At 49.4% G+C, this 17741-nt stretch carries 15 protein-coding genes; 3 read left to right on the top strand and 12 right to left on the bottom strand.

What is annotated here, in order from left to right:
* Positions 1–2 precede the first annotated feature (2 nt).
* Positions 3–860, top strand: a complete 858-nt coding sequence (locus ACJJI8_RS10980) for an alpha/beta hydrolase (protein WP_444935054.1) — start codon at positions 3–5, stop codon at positions 858–860.
* Positions 861–891: 31 nt separating this feature from the next.
* On the opposite strand, the gene ACJJI8_RS10975 is transcribed toward ACJJI8_RS10980, so the two are convergent.
* Both ACJJI8_RS10975 and ACJJI8_RS10970 read right to left on the bottom strand, forming a co-directional pair.
* The gene (locus ACJJI8_RS10975) at positions 892–1920 is read right to left on the bottom strand and encodes a glycosyltransferase family 4 protein (protein WP_444935053.1); all 1029 of its coding nucleotides are present in this window, start codon (positions 1918–1920) and stop codon (positions 892–894) included.
* Positions 1921–2014: 94 nt separating this feature from the next.
* Positions 2015–3172, bottom strand: a complete 1158-nt coding sequence (locus ACJJI8_RS10970) for an NAD-dependent epimerase/dehydratase family protein (protein WP_444935052.1) — start codon at positions 3170–3172, stop codon at positions 2015–2017.
* A gap of 1376 nt (positions 3173–4548) precedes the next feature.
* Here ACJJI8_RS10970 and ACJJI8_RS10965 point away from each other — a divergent pair.
* The gene (locus tag ACJJI8_RS10965) at positions 4549–6177 is read left to right on the top strand and encodes a di-heme oxidoredictase family protein (RefSeq protein ID WP_444935051.1); all 1629 of its coding nucleotides are present in this window, start codon (positions 4549–4551) and stop codon (positions 6175–6177) included.
* Positions 6178–6246: 69 nt separating this feature from the next.
* Here the strand turns inward: ACJJI8_RS10965 and ACJJI8_RS10960 are convergent, their stop codons facing one another.
* Complete coding sequence (locus ACJJI8_RS10960; RefSeq protein WP_444914567.1) at positions 6247–6735, bottom strand: GFA family protein; 489 nt, start codon at positions 6733–6735, stop codon at positions 6247–6249.
* Between the two features lie 174 nt (positions 6736–6909).
* Here ACJJI8_RS10960 and ACJJI8_RS10955 point away from each other — a divergent pair, with 174 nt between their 5' ends.
* Complete coding sequence (locus ACJJI8_RS10955) at positions 6910–7698, top strand: class I SAM-dependent methyltransferase (protein WP_444914568.1); 789 nt, start codon at positions 6910–6912, stop codon at positions 7696–7698.
* A 7-nt stretch (positions 7699–7705) separates the two neighbouring features.
* Here ACJJI8_RS10955 and ACJJI8_RS10950 read toward each other — a convergent pair whose 3' ends face one another.
* From ACJJI8_RS10950 to ispG, 9 genes are all read right to left on the bottom strand, one after another.
* On the bottom strand, positions 7706–8194 hold the full coding sequence (locus ACJJI8_RS10950; protein ID WP_444914569.1) for a hypothetical protein: 489 nt from the start codon (positions 8192–8194) through the stop codon (positions 7706–7708).
* A 54-nt stretch (positions 8195–8248) separates the two neighbouring features.
* Complete coding sequence (locus ACJJI8_RS10945; protein WP_444914570.1) at positions 8249–9070, bottom strand: MBL fold metallo-hydrolase; 822 nt, start codon at positions 9068–9070, stop codon at positions 8249–8251.
* Positions 9071–9234: 164 nt separating this feature from the next.
* Positions 9235–9918 carry a tRNA (N6-threonylcarbamoyladenosine(37)-N6)-methyltransferase TrmO gene (gene tsaA / locus ACJJI8_RS10940; protein WP_444914571.1) on the bottom strand — a complete coding sequence of 228 codons (684 nt, stop codon included), beginning with the start codon at positions 9916–9918 and terminating at the stop codon, positions 9235–9237.
* Positions 9919–10127: 209 nt separating this feature from the next.
* A complete protein-coding gene (locus ACJJI8_RS10935) occupies positions 10128–11591 on the bottom strand; it encodes an NAD-dependent succinate-semialdehyde dehydrogenase (RefSeq protein WP_444935050.1) in 1464 nt (487 codons plus the stop codon).
* Positions 11592–11758: 167 nt separating this feature from the next.
* Positions 11759–13156 carry a ribosome biogenesis GTPase Der gene (der, locus tag ACJJI8_RS10930; protein WP_444935049.1) on the bottom strand — a complete coding sequence of 466 codons (1398 nt, stop codon included), beginning with the start codon at positions 13154–13156 and terminating at the stop codon, positions 11759–11761.
* Between the two features lie 146 nt (positions 13157–13302).
* A complete protein-coding gene (gene bamB, locus ACJJI8_RS10925) occupies positions 13303–14466 on the bottom strand; it encodes an outer membrane protein assembly factor BamB (RefSeq protein WP_282934067.1) in 1164 nt (387 codons plus the stop codon).
* The gene (locus ACJJI8_RS10920; RefSeq protein ID WP_444895038.1) at positions 14466–15173 is read right to left on the bottom strand and encodes a YfgM family protein; all 708 of its coding nucleotides are present in this window, start codon (positions 15171–15173) and stop codon (positions 14466–14468) included. The genes bamB and ACJJI8_RS10920 overlap by 1 nt, the downstream gene beginning before the upstream one ends.
* A 70-nt stretch (positions 15174–15243) precedes the next feature.
* Positions 15244–16506, bottom strand: a complete 1263-nt coding sequence (gene hisS, locus ACJJI8_RS10915; protein ID WP_444935048.1) for a histidine--tRNA ligase — start codon at positions 16504–16506, stop codon at positions 15244–15246.
* Between the two features lie 58 nt (positions 16507–16564).
* Positions 16565–17677, bottom strand: a complete 1113-nt coding sequence (ispG, locus tag ACJJI8_RS10910; protein ID WP_282934070.1) for a flavodoxin-dependent (E)-4-hydroxy-3-methylbut-2-enyl-diphosphate synthase — start codon at positions 17675–17677, stop codon at positions 16565–16567.
* Positions 17678–17741 lie beyond the last annotated feature (64 nt).

Genomic DNA, 17741 nt, shown 5'->3' with positions numbered 1-17741 from the left:
GAATGCCTGCCTTGCAGATAAGTGACGGCCGTATCCTTACTTATGATGACTATGGTGATCCAAATGGCTGGCCTGTGCTTTTCAATCATGGCTTCTCAGATTCGCGACTAATTCGTAATCCTGATAAGGACCTTACCGCATCTCTTGGCGTAAGAATCATCTCTGTAGATCAACCTGGTGTGGGGGGGTCATCTCCCCATAGAGGCCGGCGAATGGTTGATTGGGGGGCGGATATCGAAGAACTGGTTAATCGTCTAAATATCGAGACATTTTCGGTAGTCGGCCATTCAGGTGGTGCCCCTCATGCGCTTTCTATCGCTAACAAACTTCCCCACAGAGTCTCTAAAATTGCCCTTGCAGCCCCTGTTGCGCCACTGGACTACCCAGGAATGACTGACCTGCTAAAAAACCCGGATATTAGACTTATCGCAAAGATCCATCGTTGGCAATTTCTTACTCGTTGTCTGTGCCGATTAAGTGCATACCAAGCCAATAGCAATATACAAGATTATATTCAGCTCTTTGCAAAGAAAGACGCCTCTGATGCCGCACTGTTTATTCGAGACCCGGCTCTTAAGAAAATGTTTGAAGAATCATTCTCTGCTGGAGCAACGCAGCATGGAGAGGGTTTTTTTGAAATGATAATGGCGCTTTGGGATTGGGGGTTTGACCCTCGTGAAATCACCACTTCCACCAAAATATTTTATGGTGATGCCGACGATATAATTGATATTAAAATGCCAGAATATCTCTCAAGTATAATGCCAAATAGCTCAACTCAAAGCTGGCACCAGCTGGGACACTATGCATTTGTTAACAAGTACTGCTGGGTTGAATTGCTCAAGTCAGCTCGCAAGTAAGCCTTGCGAACTTTACGAGCAACGCTTTTATCTAGCCATCAACAGGCAAAGCCTCTACTGCACTTACCGGGACCAGGCTTGAAATAAAATCCTCAGTGGCCACATCCCAGGAATAGGTCCTGGCATGAGTAACACAGTCCGATCGGTCCAATAATAGTGCCTTTTCTATGGCCACTTGCAGATTGCTATCCAACGCTCCAACGGGGGCATCACCAATGATATCTTTCGGACCTGTCACAGGGTAGGCGGCAACGGGCAAACCACAGGCTAAAGACTCAAGATTAACCAGACCAAAAGTGTCAGTTACCGAAGGAAATACAAAAACATCTGCAGCGCTGTAGCATTCAGTTAAGTCCTTACCCTCTTTAATTCCCAGATATACCGCCTGTGGAAACTTCCTCTTTAATTCATTGAGTTGAGGACCATCCCCCACGATAACTTTTGTTCCCGGTAACTCAAGAGATAAAAACTTATCCAGCGATTTTTCCACTGCAACACGCCCTACATTGAGCATGATAGGTCGAGTTAGGCTCTCAAAAAGTTTTGTCTCAACCGGGTGGAATTTTTCTAACTCTACGCCTCTTCGCCAGCGGGTGACACGGGCAATCCCCAAGGTTCGAGCTTCCGCTGCCATACCATCTGTAGTCACCATTGTTTGTGCTGCGGAATTATGAAAGCGACGAAGGAGACCGTGTAACCACTTCAGTGGAACTTTATAGCGAATCGATACATATTCAGAGAGACGGGACAGCCAAGATGTCGTAAAACGCAAATTATTTCGCTTGCAGTAGCCACGAACAGCCCACCCCACAGGACCTTCACTCATAATGTGAATAGCGTCCGGTGAAAAATCCTCAATAATTCGGGCAGCTTTCCCACCGGGAAATACTGCAATTTTCACTTCTTTATAGCCCGGCCAGGGGAAATTAGTAAAATCAGTAGCAGAAACAATTTTTACTTGGTGCCCCCTTGCTATGAGTTCTTTCTCAGTTTTTTCCAGTACTCTGGAAACACCATTTAGTTGCTCCGGATAAGTATCCGTAGCAATCAAAATCTTCATATTTTGCACTCTTCAGCTATAGACATTAAACCTCACCTTCCACAGGCAGCCTTGATTTCATATAAAACCAGGACCATTGAAGTATAAAAAAAAATCACCACTTCGACACACAAGGGATTTTAGCTTGGTCACATCGATGTGAATATTTTTTGGCAATACCCTCAACTTCAGTGAGAAGATTATCATTCAGAGTTATAGGCTTGAGCCCCATCTCGATAAGCTGGTCATTATTTACCAACAAATCATTTTCTGCTGACTCTTTTCTGGGGTTGTCCAAGTAGGCAATTCCCACCCCTGTCTTGTTGGAGATTAAATTTGCTAGATCCCTGATACGATGCGTCTCTGTCATTTGATTCAGAATTTTGACTCTATCGCCTATCTCTGGAGGATTTTCAATAGCTAACTGAATACATTGACAGGTATCCTGAATATGAATAAATGCCCGCTTCTGGCCGCCAGTGCCATGAACGGTAAGTGGGTAATTAATCGCCGCTTGCATCAGGAATCGATTGAGGACTGTTCCATAATCACCATCATAATCAAATCGATTAATCAGAGATTCATCCCTCTGTGTTTGTCGGGTCTGGGTACCCCAAACGATCCCTTGGTGTAAATCAGTGACACGTACCTGATCGTTCTTGTTATAGAAGGCAAATAACAATTGATCCTGTGCCTTTGTCATATGATAGATAGAACCTGGATTACTAGGGTAAAGAATCTCCTGTTCACTCAAATACCCTTCAGTCTCTACCTGGATTTTTAAATATCCTTCGGGAATAGTGAGACCAGCTGTTCCATACCCGTATACACCCATAGTACCCAAGTGAATCAAATGTATATCCAATCCGCTTTCCACTATAGCCGCTATGACATCATTGGTAGCATTCAAGTTATTATCAAGTGTATAACGTCTATGCCGGACAGATTTCATCGAATAGGGTGCGGCACGCTGTTCAGCAAAATGTACAATCGCGTCTGGTTTTTCCTCTTTTAAGAGAGTGAGCAATCGATCAAAATCCTGTCCGAGGTTAATATAAACATGCCTGATGGACATACCGGAAACTTCACGCCATACACGAAGCCGCTCGGACAGGTGCCTGATTGGTGTCAATGAATCAACTTCAAGCTCAATATCAATTTTTCGCCGTGATAAGTTATCAACAATAATAACTTCATAACCCGCCTCTGAAAGGTGGAGAGATGTAGGCCAACCACAAAATCCATCACCTCCCAAAATCAATATTTTCCTCACCCTACCCCCTAAAAACTCTTAGGAATTTATACAATTCGAATACACTAATATTTTTATCAGCTTCGAATTAACCTACCTCATTCAAAAGTACCAACTGCCGTGAAACGAGGCCATACAGACAAATTTATTCGATTTTTTGTGACATTGTCGTGACAATCCATATCACTATCCATGTTCCTTGTACGCCACAATGAGAAAAAATGAACCACTCGTTTAAAATATCTCTCAGCAGCTTTGTAGTTGATAGTAAGTTGGGGGCTTCCTCGCCTACAGGCGCAATAATAGAACTATCTCATTGTTTCTATATTGAAATATATGGCGACAAAGATCTTTATCGCGCCATTCAAATGAATAGTGCGCCAATTTTACTTTAAGCCTAAATACATTGAGCACTCGAACGGAAACACTATTGTTTTAGACCGATCACTCTATCCCTCTATTAGAAAGGAAAATACGCCAATAATGTTTTCAATCAAGCTAAACTTTTTTGACAATCATACGGTTCAAATTAGTCGCCCCCCCCAAAGCACCTTTCTGTAAGTAAGACAGCGATCAAATACCCTTCATCTCTGTGTCTACGCTCACAAGTACATGCTGAATTTTGATCTGGTATAGCGAACTGGCCACTCACCGAAGATAAGAAGCGTTTCCATAAACCCTATCAACAAAGGTGAAATTAAATTCCACAAACAGATGAGTTATTAGCCTACAAACCATGTGTCACCTGAAGACAATACGAATCCACAATTGGGGAATTCACTCTTAATCGAAAATAATTATAAGTTTTTCAAAATATCCATTGCCTTCAGTAACGTTAATAACCAGCACTTTTTCCTAAATCTAATGTCACAACCACCGGGAACAGGGAATTTCCGTGAAGCAGGAAACCCTGTCACCGAAAGGTAAACATGCAAATACCTGCCTTTTCTAAGGAACTTCTCTATCACAAACGGCAACTAAAAAAGCCGAAAAACAAAAACATAGCCGCGTACTCTAGCGCGGTAGGTTATGGGCAAAATCGACACAATCGGGATCGCATTTTAGATCTTTAGGTCAGTTAATCTGAGCTTTAAAGTCTGCTATCGCAATACTGTATATCCCGTGGTCTTGACGCCTGCCATAAGTGGCAGAACAGGCACAGTTCTACCTATAAGAAGCTTGCAAGGATGCTGTTAAACCTTTACTGGATGCACTTTGCGAGATAAAAATGTTATTACCAAAATCTCTATCAATTTTTCCTTGTAGCACAACTGATAATCAGTTTTTTGGGGAATCGTGCTTAAAAGAAAAGTGGTGGAGTGTCTCCGCATCGAGTGCATTTTCGTAGAAGAACTCACCTTACGTCTGCTCAATATCAGTACCCGGAGATATAGCTGATGATACTTAAAAAACACCTATTGCCTGTCGCTATGGCAATATCGGCTTTAACATTTAATGCCACTCCAGCGCTTGCCGACTTTGGTTCCAAGCACGATAAAAACCGAGTTCCCAAGCACGCAAGAAAAAACCAAAGACAGCAAAGAACCACTCCCTTCGACTTCAGTGAAGTCTTCGATACCGTACAGATATTGCATGCTGGAGCAATTGAAATTCACCTGGGTGGGCATTTGGAGCAATCTGATCTCGAATCCATGGAAACCCTGGAAGCCTATGTTCATGCTTTTGAGGAAGGCGATGAATTATTCGAGATGAATTACAACGCTCTCGACGGGGTCGGGGTCAATGTGGGCAATGGCAAAAGATTTACCAGCTTCCCAAGGCCCGACCTGAAAGGACCTAATGCATGGGCGAATGTCCTGCCCCATCGTGCGACAGGCCCCAACGGTGATTCCTGCATCAGCTGTCACAACGTACCGGTAGCCGATGGCGGTGGTGGCGTGAACGATAATGTGATTCGTATGGACCCTGAACGCAAGCAAAAAGGCTTTATCGAGCGCCAGTCGCCCCACCTGTTCGGTATGGGGGCTGTACAGTTGGTAGCGGAAGAAATGACTACCGAGCTGCACACTTTGCGGGATGAGGCTATCAGTGAGAGCTGCTCATCCGGCACAGATACGACTGTCGCACTAACCGCAAAAGGCGTTAGCTTTGGTGAGATCTCCGTCTCCTGTGATGAGGTCAACTACGATAACGTCGAAGGCCTCGATGCTGACCTGGTAGTCAGGCCCTTTGAATGGAAAGGCCTAACCGGATTTGTACGCGCATTCGTTCGTGGCGCGGCACACCAGGAGCTGGGCATGCAGGCCACTGAATTGGTCGGTGATGCAGACAGCGACTTTGATTCGATCACTAACGAGCTCAGCGTTGGTGACATTACCGCGTTAACTATCTACAACGCAGCACAGCCCCGTCCGGTGACAAAAATCGAGCTTAACAGCGTGATCGATTCCCTAACCGAGGAAGAGCAGGAGACTTACGGCTTACCACTAAGCGACGGAGAAATCGCCAGTATCGAAAATGGCGAAGAGCTATTTAGCTCTATTGGCTGCGCCTCTTGCCACTCCCCTGAGATGGAAGTTGCATCACCAGTCTTCTATGAACCCTCTCAGCACGCCAACTACCGCGATGAGACTTATCCCGCAGGCGATATAGCCGGCCTACCTAGCAGATCCCTGCAATTTAACTTGCTCACAGAGATCATGGATAACCCCCAGGAGCTTCCATCCGGACAAACGCTGGGACAGTTTGAGGAGTCGGAAAATGGCGGAGCAATAGTCCGCTTGTATGGCGACCTTAAGCGTCACGATATGGGCACAGCCATGGCCGAGGAAATTGATGAGGGCAATGTGGGAGCCTCTGTATTCCTCACCGAAAACCTCTGGGGCGTTGGCTCAACACCACCTTATCTACACGATGGACGCGCTACCACTATGACCGAGGCGATTGTCTATCACGGTGGTGAAGCTGAATCCAGTAAAGAACAGTTTAATGCGCTGAGTGACACTGAAAAGGCAGACCTGGTCAACTTCCTGGATAATCTGGTGCTCTATCTCGCGGAAGAGTAAACACTAGGTCACCGCTATAGACCTGAAGCGGGGCGGCCTCAGGCTCGCCCCGCCTCTCTTTATCCCCTGCTAAGCACTGGGAATATTCCGCTGGTGCCATTCAGCCAGGGATTCCTCTGGATAGCCTTCAAACACTTCATCCCCTTCCCGTATATCTGGCTGCGCCCAACCCGGAGCAGAATCCAGCATCATATGGCTACGAACCGGCGGTACCGGCAACTCAGAGTCAATCGCAGAAGCGAAGGGGTGTACCAGTTCTGGCCAACGCGGGTCCCAAAGCCATAACGCACTGCCACATCTTGAACAAAAATGTCGCCGTGCCGGACTTTTCCCGCCATTTTCCTGACCCGTTATCCCAATTTCAGCCTGATAGATACTTAAATATTCCTCGCCCTCCACTTTCAGGGTTTGGAAATCCGCCCCCAGGTTAATAGCAAAACCACCTCCTCCAGCGGTTTTTCTGCATATTGAGCAGTAACAACGGTTGAAGGGATAAGGTTGCCGGGAGTTCAGACTGAACTTAACCGATTGGCAGTGGCAAGATCCTTTGAGTTTCACAGTATTCCCCCAGACTTTTACCTTTCGTTCCGCAGGTGGCCAGAATGACGGTTTTACAAACTGTGCAGATTCCTGTGCCATATTTGTCGATGGCTGAAAATGCTACACAGATCATAAGTGTATCCAGGCTACACTGATTCACCCATCCCCAATGAGACTCAGGGCGTCACACCAATGAATGAACCTATCAGACATGATAAGTGGCAGGCTCAAGAGTACGTAAACGCCTCTGACATGCAGTGGCGCCACGCTATGGAAGCCATACATCGCTGCGATTATCGCCAAGCTGCCACTATTCTTGATGTGGGTTGTGGCGATGGCAAGGTAACCCGCTATTTAGCTGAGCGTATGACAAATGGCAGGATTATCGGTATTGATCTAACCGAGGATATGATTTGTTATGCCAATAAAAATTACGCAAATATACCCAACCTATCCTTCGAGCAAATGAGTGCAGATGAAATCCAGTTCGACTACAAATTCGACATTATTTTTTCTTTTAGTTGTTTACACTGGGTAGCGGACCAAGCTCAAGTCTGGAATAGTTTTTATAAATATTTAAAAGTTAACGGTAAAGTAGTTTGTGGTTTTCAGGTTGATCATGAAAATTTCTGGGAGACTGTATACGAGGAACAAGAAACAGCTACATGGAAACCCTATTTTGAAAGTTTTCACGATCCTTATAATCACTATACGCTAGAGAAAATGCGAAACTATGCTGAAGAAGCAGGCTTCTACTTACCCCGATTCGATGAAATCTACCATGTGGAAAACTTTCAAACCTGGGAAAAGCTCACCACCTTCTTTCTATCATGGGTTCCCCAATTCCGCCATCTAGGCCACCCAGAAAGAAAGCAGTTTGCCGACCAGGTAATGAACAAATACTATAAGAAAATCCACCCGGAAATGCGAAAGGATGCTGGGGTAAGAATCAAACGATTTATTATTGAGGCAGAGAAATAGATTCTCTTCAAGCTTTCCTCATAGCACCAACACTCTCACCTGCTACCACAGAGGGTTCTGATATATTTTTATAAATAATAGTTGCACCAATTATTAACATAATTAACTCAATCAAGTAGTGAGTGCCACTTAAAGTCAAATACACAATAGATTCTTCAGGGAATAGTGGATAAATTGATACACCTAGATAAGCTACCACCAGACTAACACACAACCAACGCTTTAACCGCCCCGTTATCATCCGAGTCAATATAAAGAAGGCATAGGCAAAAGCAATAGATACCAATGTAAAATAGGGATAGATAATATCTATCAAACTAGGTGCAAGCCCCCCAGAAGATTCATCATAATTTAGTGCTATCAGGAAAGGTTTTAAAAAACTCAATATATTGCTTAGTAATGGCCAGGCAAGCAACCCAAAAATAAATACCCTTAGCGATTCCCTGATCACAAAACACCCTTCTTCTGCAACTCTTAATCCAGAAGCAACGATCATCTTAACAAATAACTTTGCATCGAAATTGGCTACTGGCTAGTACGTAATGAAAACCTAGAGTCTAGGCATCTCATCCAAGTTAACCTGTAAGCATGAAGCAATCAAATTTCTCTTGCAGAAGTTATAACCAGTCAAAGCGCTGAACAATCCTTCTTTACCTAATAAACGCAAAGTAGTCTCTTCTAAGGGCAGTCCCTGCTGCATCAACTTCTGCGCCTCTCCAGATAGATTAAGCAGATACTCATATTTTTTATTCAACTGCTGCCAACCATCCTCTACCACACCTCTATGAGGGCAAAGGATAACGTCAAATGAATGATCCAGGACTCCCTTTATACTTTTCATTAATGTAGGGACATCTTCATCAATACGCAGGAACTTTAAGTAGTTGGCAATAAATAAATCAGCACTAAACAGCCAGCCACGCTCAGGTAACAAATAGCAGGTCATATCCTTTGCATGCCCAGGACTAAATACTGGTAATACTTCTTCTTCACCAATGTAGACCTCCGCTGGGAGAGGTGCTACCTCCGCTTTTCCCGCAGTTCCCCAGAAAAACTTCTGCATCGGGGGAATTCGGAAGCCTTTTTTTAATATACCAATAGTCAGATCCGGGGCCACCGCCTGCACACCGGTAAGTTTCTGGATAGCGCCGGCATTGCCACTATGGTCTTCGTGGTGATGAGTCAGCAATAACTGCTTTAGCGGTGCGCTTTGTATAAACGGCTTAACATACTTCCACTGATTGCTGGGACCCGTATCAATTACGGTTCCATTGAGGCGATAAACAACAAAGGTTGTATTAACACCCATATTGACTCGGCCGACGCGAATAGCATCTAAGCCTTGATAATTAAAGGTTTCACGTACTGGCATAGCTGTGCCCTTGGATAGCTAGGCGTTATTTTTAGGCGAATGCCGTATCTTGGGGAATTGTATTTCCCATGAAAATGAATGACATATCCTTTCCGAACCCTAGACAGTTACGGAGGAGACACATCCTGACTTGCTGCAGAATACTGAAACTAGCTGGTCGAGGGTTATTCCAGTGCCACCACTTCTATTCCGGCATCGGTATAGCGCCAACGCAAATTGAATTCACACAATTGCATGCCATAAATGCGCTGAGGATCGGTCTTTTGGTATGCCGGTCTTGGATCCTGGGATAACACCTGTTCAATTAAACGGGGGAGATCTGTACCCCAGTCATCGCGGTAGGCTTTGGCTTTATTCAGAACTGGCTCGGGGATAGTAACGGGAATTTGCACTGGAGCTGCGTCAGCAAATTCACTTTGCGCATGCGTTAACGCATCCGCATAGGGAACATAGGGTTTAATATCCAATACTGGCGTACCATCGACCAAATCTGCCCCGGCAACTATCAACTCCACTTTAGGAGAGGTGCGCACCTCCAGAAGACGAACTACTGACAGCCCGATATTATTGGGACGAAAGGGCGAGCGAGTGGCGAGTACACCCAGTTTCTTATTGCCGCCCAAACGGGGCGGGCGCACTTTAGCTGACCACTGCCCAGCGGCTTGGTGAAATTGGAACACTACCCAGATATGGCTATTTTGCTCCAGACCGGCAACTGCATCTGGCGTATCCAGGGGAGGTAACAACGCAATACTGGCGCGACTGGCATCCGCCAATAGTGGCTGGCGGGGTACTCCAAACTTTTCTCCAAAGCAGGAATGCACCCGCGCAATAGGCTCTACAACCATTTAAAATCCAAACACTTTATAAGGAAGCCTCTGAATAACTCCGTAATACCTCTGCGGGTCTTGAAGGCCCGCCCTTCGGGGCTTGCAGAGCGATTCACACTCCGCGTTGCGACTTCTTGAAAGGTCTAGACATTCCTGCGAAGCCGCGCCTTGATTGTGAGCCGCTCTGTAAGCCAGAGACATCACTGAGTTATTCCGAGGCTCCTAAACTACTTATCAATACCACCGACACACAGATATTTTATTTCCAGGTAATCCTCAATACCGTATTTTGAGCCCTCGCGCCCCTGCCCGGATTCTTTTACACCGCCAAAGGGTGCCATTTCGTTGGAAATAATACCCTCATTGATACCGACCATACCGTATTCAAGTCCTTCTGCAACACGCCAAATACGACCGATATCCCTGGAGTAAAAATAAGAAGCCAGACCAAATTCCGTATCGTTGGCCATTTTAATGACTTCCTCTTCAGAGGAGAATTTATATAGCGGAGCTACCGGACCGAAGATCTCTTCTTTGAACAAGTGCATTTGATCGGTGGCCCCACCCAATACTACAGGAGAATAAAAGCATTCCCCCATAGTACTGGGACCACCAGCAACCAGGGGTTGCGCGCCTTTTTGCAGCGCATCTTCCACCAGGGATTCCGTTTTCTTCACTGCTTTGGTGGTAATCATAGGGCCCATGTCGACACCGCTATCAAAACCACTGCCCATGGAAAGCTGGTTTACCGCAGCGGAAAATTTCTGTGCAAATTCATCGTAAACACCTTCCTGCACGAAAATGCGATTGGCGCATACACAGGTTTGACCGGCATTGCGATATTTACAAACAATTGCGCCCTTTACAGCTTCGCCAATGTCAGCATCATCAAAAACAATAAATGGGGCATTACCGCCCAATTCCATAGAGGTTTTTTTCATGGTTGCTGCACATTGGGCTTGCAGCAATTTTCCGACAGCAGTAGAACCGGTAAAAGTAAATTTCCGCACTAAGGGATTGGCCGTCATTTCTGCGCCAATCTCCGGTGCCTTATCCCCTGCAACAATATTAAAAACACCTGGGGGAATTCCCGCTTCCTCAGCGAGAACTGCGAGAGCCAGTGCGGATAGAGGTGTTTCGGAGGCGGGCTTGGCAATAAATGGACAGCCTGCGGCAATAGCGGGAGCCATTTTGCGTGCGATCATAGCGCTGGGGAAATTCCATGGCGTTACAGAACAGGTCACACCAATCGACTGCTTGATAACCAAGAGCCGTTTATCACTGGAAGGCGGGCTAATAACATCCCCGTAGACGCGCTTGGCTTCTTCCGAAAACCATTCGACATAATTAGCACCATACACAATTTCGGTACGGGACTCTGTCAGTGGCTTGCCTTGCTCTGCGGTCAAAATAATGGCTAGATCATCGGCGTTAGCAATTATCAGCTCATACCAGCGCCTGAGTATTTTCGCTCTTTCTTTTACCGGAGTATCGCGCCAGGCAGGCCAGGCTTTATCAGCAGCTTCTATAGCACGGCGAGTCTCATCTGCCCCCAAGTTGGCGATACTGGCAACCGCCTTGCCAGTTGCCGGGTCCAACACATCGAAGGTATCGCCAGAATCAGCGTCAATCCACTGGCCATTGATATAGGACTGGTTGCGCAGCAATGCAGGATTCTTCAGCTTCAACATCGTATTCTCCTTGTGGTTTCTTCCCTGGCCCCGTCAAAAACGGGATCACTGGTACGATAGAAATCCCACAATGCCATTCCACTGTGGGTTAAGGCTGTAGAAGCTGGAGTGGTGCGCAAACCGGCAATATCCCTTGCCGGCTTACAGGTAACCTAAGTTACCGCCTCTTATTTTTTCTTCTTTTTAACAAACTTCATCAGGCGGCGTTTTTTGGCTTTCTGGCGGTCACTCAGCTTGTTCTTTTTGTCCGCGTAGGGGTTAGCGCTGGTGCGGAACTCAATTTTTACCGGAGTACCGTGCAAGTCCAGAGCCTTGCGGAAAGTCTTCTCCAGGTAGCGCACATAATGTGCCGGTACCTGCTCAGTCTGGTTACCGTGGATCACAATAACCGGCGGATTTTGTCCACCGGCGTGAGCGTAGCGCAATTTGATACGATGTCCGTGCACCAAAGGTGGTTGGTGCTCACTTACCGCCCACTCCAGAATACGAGTGAGGTGATTAGTGGACAGTTTGTCTGTAGCGCTTTGGTAAGCACCCTCAATGGACTCGTACAGATGCCCAACACCGGTGCCATGCAGTGCAGAAATAAAGTGCACATCAGCAAAGTCCACAAAGCGCAGGCGGCGCTCCAACTCGGCTTTCACATAGTCGCGATGATCCGCTTCCAGCCCATCCCACTTGTTCAGGGCAACTACCAGCGCGCGTCCCGCCTGTACTACGCTGCCCATCAGGTGCATATCCTGGTCTACCAGGCCTTCGCGGGCATCGATCACCAGCACCACCACGTTGGCATCTTCCACCGCCTGCAAGGTTTTGACGATAGAGAACTTCTCCACCGACTCCTTGATATTTTTCCGGCGGCGAATGCCCGCAGTATCGATCAGGGTGTAAGGCTTTTCGTCGCGTTCATAATTGATATAGACGCTATCGCGGGTTGTGCCGGGCTGATCGTAGACAACAACCCGGTCCTCACCCAAGAGGCGGTTAACCAGTGTGGATTTACCCACATTGGGGCGGCCCACAATGGCAATCTTGATTCCGGTCGCTTCCTCGGTTTCCTCTTCAACTTCCTGCTCAGGCAGGTCCTCGATGACCCGCTGCATCAGGGAGCGAACACCGCGCCCGTGGGTAGCAGTCGTCGGGAAAAGCTCACCAATACCCAACTCATAGAAGGGTGCCAGGGCAATATCCGGGTTTACCCCATCAACTTTATTGGCCACCAGGAAAGTGGGCTTGGAGCGGGTGCGCAAGCGCTCGGCAATCATCTCGTCGGCTGGGGTCAGGCCGGCGCGGCTGTCCACCAGAAAGAGTACGAAGTCTGCTTCTTCGATGGCCTGCATGGATTGTTCGGCCATAGCCGCATCGATGCCTTCTTCGCCACCGGAAATACCACCGGTATCGACCAGTAACAGCTTGCGCCCGTCGATCTCTGCCTCACCGTACTTGCGGTCACGGGTAAGGCCTGCATAGTTGGCCACCAAAGCGTCGCGAGACTTGGTCAACCGGTTAAAAAGTGTAGATTTGCCCACATTGGGGCGCCCGACCAGGGCAATTACTGGCAGCATACAAATTCTGGTTTTAGCCGAATAAAAAAATACAAAAGCCCGCGCGAGGCGGGCAATCTCAACGTGCCTGCACAGCAGGCTCCATTTGCGGGCTCCAGGCCCTAAGGCGGACAGCCTGTCCGCCTCTCATCAGTTGGCTGCGATTATCAGGAATCAGCGAGGCGTAGAGCTGATAACTTGCCGTCATCCGACAGCACAAATATCAGGTCGCCATCAACCAGAATGGGGATGCGAATCGCATCACCGTCCACCTGCTCGCGGCCAATAAATTGTCCGGAATTGGGGTCCAGCACATGCAGGTAGCCTTCCAGATCTCCCACAACGACCACGTCCTGGAAGAAAGCCGGTCCGCTCAATTCGCGGCGCAATAGTTCGTTATTACTCCACTCGATCTGGCCGCTGCCCACATTGTAGGCATAGACGCTACCGGAGGCATCACTGAGGTAGACATGGCCACCACCTACTGCCACTTCGTGGTGGGTAGAGGCATCGCGAGCCCAGAGGCCGCGGCCATTATCTTTGGACAGGGCGACAACACGGCCCTGGTAGCTGGCGGCAAACACCAAATCACCGCGCACTACTGGAGCACCGTCGATATCAACTACCCGCTCCAGCTCCGCAGAGCCCTGGGGAATAGCGACTCGCTGTTCCCAGCGCTGAATGCCATCGCGGGCGTCCAGGGCCAGCAGTTTGCCGTTATCCAGGCCGGCAATCACCATACCACCGCTAATAACAGGTGCTGCAGTACCGCGCAGGGTCAGTACTGGCAAATTGGTATTGTGGCTCCACAACTCTTCACCGCTGGTAGCGTCGAGGCCAACCAGCTTGCCATCTACGGTCTGCAGGACAACCACGCCAGCACCGATCGCTGGAGCGGCAACTACTTCGCCGGAGACCTGGTAATTCCATAGCTCAGCGCCGTTTTCGAGATCCAGAGCCACAGCGCGGCCGCGGTAGTCGGAGACTACCGCCATGCCCAGGCCAGTACCCACACCACCGCTCAGATCTACATCCAGATCTGTCTCCCAGAGCTTGCGCCCGGAGCTGCGATCAAAAGCACTGATTTCACCATCGCTGCTGGCAGCTATCAGGCGACCATCGATAAGGCTCGGCTGCAGCATCGCGTAACGCTTTTGGTCAATACCGCCAATATCGGCAGACCACACCTCTTGCAGGGCAACAGTGGAGTTAATATCCACCAGTTCGACGGGGTCGACATCTTCCTTCTCGTCATTAGAGGCACAGGCAGCCAGGGCCACCGCTAGCGCCACCGCTGCAGTGCGACCCGCAGCGCGATTCAGAAATCCCATTACTCGTCTCCCTCAGATACAGGCTCGGTTTGGTTCTGAGCGTCACTGCTCTCGGTTACCGCCAGGCTTTCAGCCTTCAGGCGCAGAAGTTGGGTGTTGCCCGCTTGCTCTGGCAGTAGCTCTGTCAGTGCTTGCTCGTACGCGGCACGCGCACCGGCGATGTCACCCTTTTGCTTCAGGATATCACCACGAGTCTCAGAATAAAGGGCCGCGAATGCCGGGGGTATAGTGCCCTCGAGCAATTTCAGGCCTTCATCGGACTCACCACGGGCCGCCAAAACAGCGGCCAGGCGGCGTTTAGCGAGCAGCTCCAGGCTTGCTTCACTGGTGTTGTCGAGTACCCACTGCAGCTGCTGCTCGGCAGCTTCCAGGTCATTGCTCTCCGCTGAAATAGCCGCGAGACGCAGTGCAGCCTGGCTGGCGTAGATACGCTTGGCAAAATCATCTTTCAGCTGCTCGGCCACATTCTTGGCAGTGGTAAGCTGCTTGTTGTCCGGTTGATTGTTGTTGGCGGAGACCGCTTCAACGAAAGTCTGGTACAGGTCAGAGGCCGCTTCAGCCTTAGTGCGCTGATCTCCCTGCCACCACTGATAACCGAAGTAACCGGCCAGGGCCAGCACGACGCCAGTCACAATTCCCTTGCCATTTTCCGCCCACCAGCGTTTCAGCGTTTCTATTTGTTCTTGTTCGGTAAGATGCTCAGCCATTGGGTAATTTGCCTTTCCTGTAGATTACTAACTTTCCCGGCGGGGGCCTCCGCCTCCCTCAGTGTTTCTTTCAGCCTTGCAGCAGTGCTGCCAGCTCTTTCGGTGCCAGCGTTTGCTGCGGTTGGTCAGCGCGAAGGAACTTCACTGTTATCTGACCACTTGCAGCCTCATCTTCGCCGATAATCAACGCATAATCGGCGCCGCTCTTATCAGCTTTCTTCATCTGGCTTTTAAAACTTCCTCCACCACAGTGCAACTGCAGTCGCAACCAGGGCAGCTCGTCGCGCAATTGCTCGGCGGCTGTCATGGCAGCTGATTGTACATCACCAACGGCAACCAGGTAGGCATCTACCTGTTGCGAAAGGGACTCAGGCAACACTTCTAGGGTTTCCAGCATCAATACAAGGCGCTCAACACCCAGGCCAAAACCCACGCCCGGAGTGGCTTTGCCACCCATCTGTTCTACCAGGCCGTCATAGCGGCCACCGGCACACACAGTGCCCTGGGCACCGAGGCTGTCGGTCACCCACTCAAATACGGTTTTTCCGTAGTAGTCGAGACCGCGCACCAACTTGGGATTGATCTCATACTTAACGCCTGCCCCGTCCAAAAGTGCCTTTAACTGACTAAAGTGGGCGGCGGATTCCTCATCGAGGAAGTCCAGTAGACAGGGCGCATCCGCCAGCAGTTCCTGAGTTTGCGCATTTTTACTGTCGAGAATTCGCAGCGGATTGCGCTCCAGACGGCGCTGGCTGTCCTCATCCAGCTGGTCACGACGCTCACTTAAATAAGTGACCAGCGCATCCCGGTAAGCAGCGCGGCTCTCGGCGTTACCCAGGGAATTGAGCTGCAGGGTCACATGTTCGCTGATACCCAGCTGACGCCACAGTCGCGCAGTCATGATCAGGATTTCTGCATCGATATCCGGCCCTTCAATGCCAAACACCTCGACACCAAACTGGTGGAACTGACGCAGGCGCCCCTTCTGTGGGCGCTCATAGCGGAACATAGGGCCGAAATACCACAGGCGCTGTGGCTGGTTCAGCAAGTTGCTCTGGATCGCTGCACGCACAGTGCCCGCTGTGCCCTCAGGGCGCAGGGTAACGCTGTCACCGCTCTTGTCATCAAAGGTGTACATTTCCTTCTCGACAATATCGGTAGCCTCACCCACCGCACGGCAAAATAACTGGGTCGACTCCAGGTAGGGAGTACGAATTTCGGTGTAGCCATAGCGACTAGTAAGTTCACTCAGTGTGGCTTCCACGTACTGCCATACCGGGGACTGTTCCGGTAGCAGATCGTTCATGCCGCGAATTGCGCGAAGCTGTTTCAACGCTGTTCCTTAATTTTTCACTCAATTAATTGGGGCTTGCGCAGGGAGCTGTTGCCCTCTACGCCTTGGCGATGATATCCGCTTCGCGCTCGGCCTTGGCGGCCGCCTTCTCGCGAATCAAACGCTCTAAATCATCCACCAGATTTTCATTCTTAAACTTGCGGTCTGGCTGCCCATCCACATAGATGGCATGGCTCGGGGTACCACCAGTCAGGCCTACATCGGCTTCTTTCGCTTCGCCGGGGCCGTTGACGATACAGCCAATTACTGCCACATCCAGCGGTGTGGTCACATCTTCCAGGCGCGTCTCCAGCTCATTCATGGTTTTCACCACATCGAAGTTCTGGCGCGAGCAGCTGGGGCAGGCAATAAAGTTAATACCTTTACTGCGCAGACGCAGGCTTTTGAGCAGATCCCAGCCCACTTTGACCTCTTCCACCGGGTCTGCAGCCAGGGAAACCCGCAGGGTGTCACCGATACCGTCGAGCAGAAGGGCACCGAGACCAATCGCCGACTTCACTGTGCCGGCACGCAAGCCGCCAGCTTCGGTAATACCCAAGTGCAGCGGTTGCTCAATCTGCTGGGCCAGCTTGCGATAGGCAGCCGTGGCCATAAAGATATCGGATGCTTTTACACTGACTTTGAAGTCCTGGAAGTCCAGGCTGTCGAGGATCGATACATGGCGCAGCGCCGACTCTACCAGAGCATCCGGCGTGGGCTCGCCATACTTTTTCTGCAGGTCTTTTTCCAGGGAGCCCGCATTGACACCGATACGAATCGGGATATTCAGATCGCGAGCTTTATCCACTACGGCCCGAATACGCTTCTCTCGGCCAATATTGCCGGGGTTAATACGCAGACAATCCACCCCCAGGTCTGCGACCCGCAGGGCGATACGGTAATCGAAGTGAATGTCTGCGACCAACGGGACATTCACCTGTTTTTTAATTTCTCCAAACGCCTCTGCGGCATCCATGCTGGGCACAGAAACCCGCACTATATCGGCTCCAGCCTGTTCCAGGCGCTGGATCTGGCCAACAGTAGCTGCTACATCGCAGGTTTCGGTGTTGGTCATACTTTGCACCGAGATCGGGGCATCCCCTCCGACCGGTACATCACCCACCATGATCTGGCGCGACTTGCGGCGGACAATGGGAGATTCAAATTGCATAGGCTGACCTGGTGGTATTACTGATAAAAATCGAGGGGAGATTATAGAGAGATTGGGCGCAAAC

This window comes from Microbulbifer maximicatervae (SeqCode) (assembly GCF_052467695.1).
Note: the sequence above shows the minus strand (reverse complement) of the source record. Positions and strands in the feature narration are given on the sequence as shown.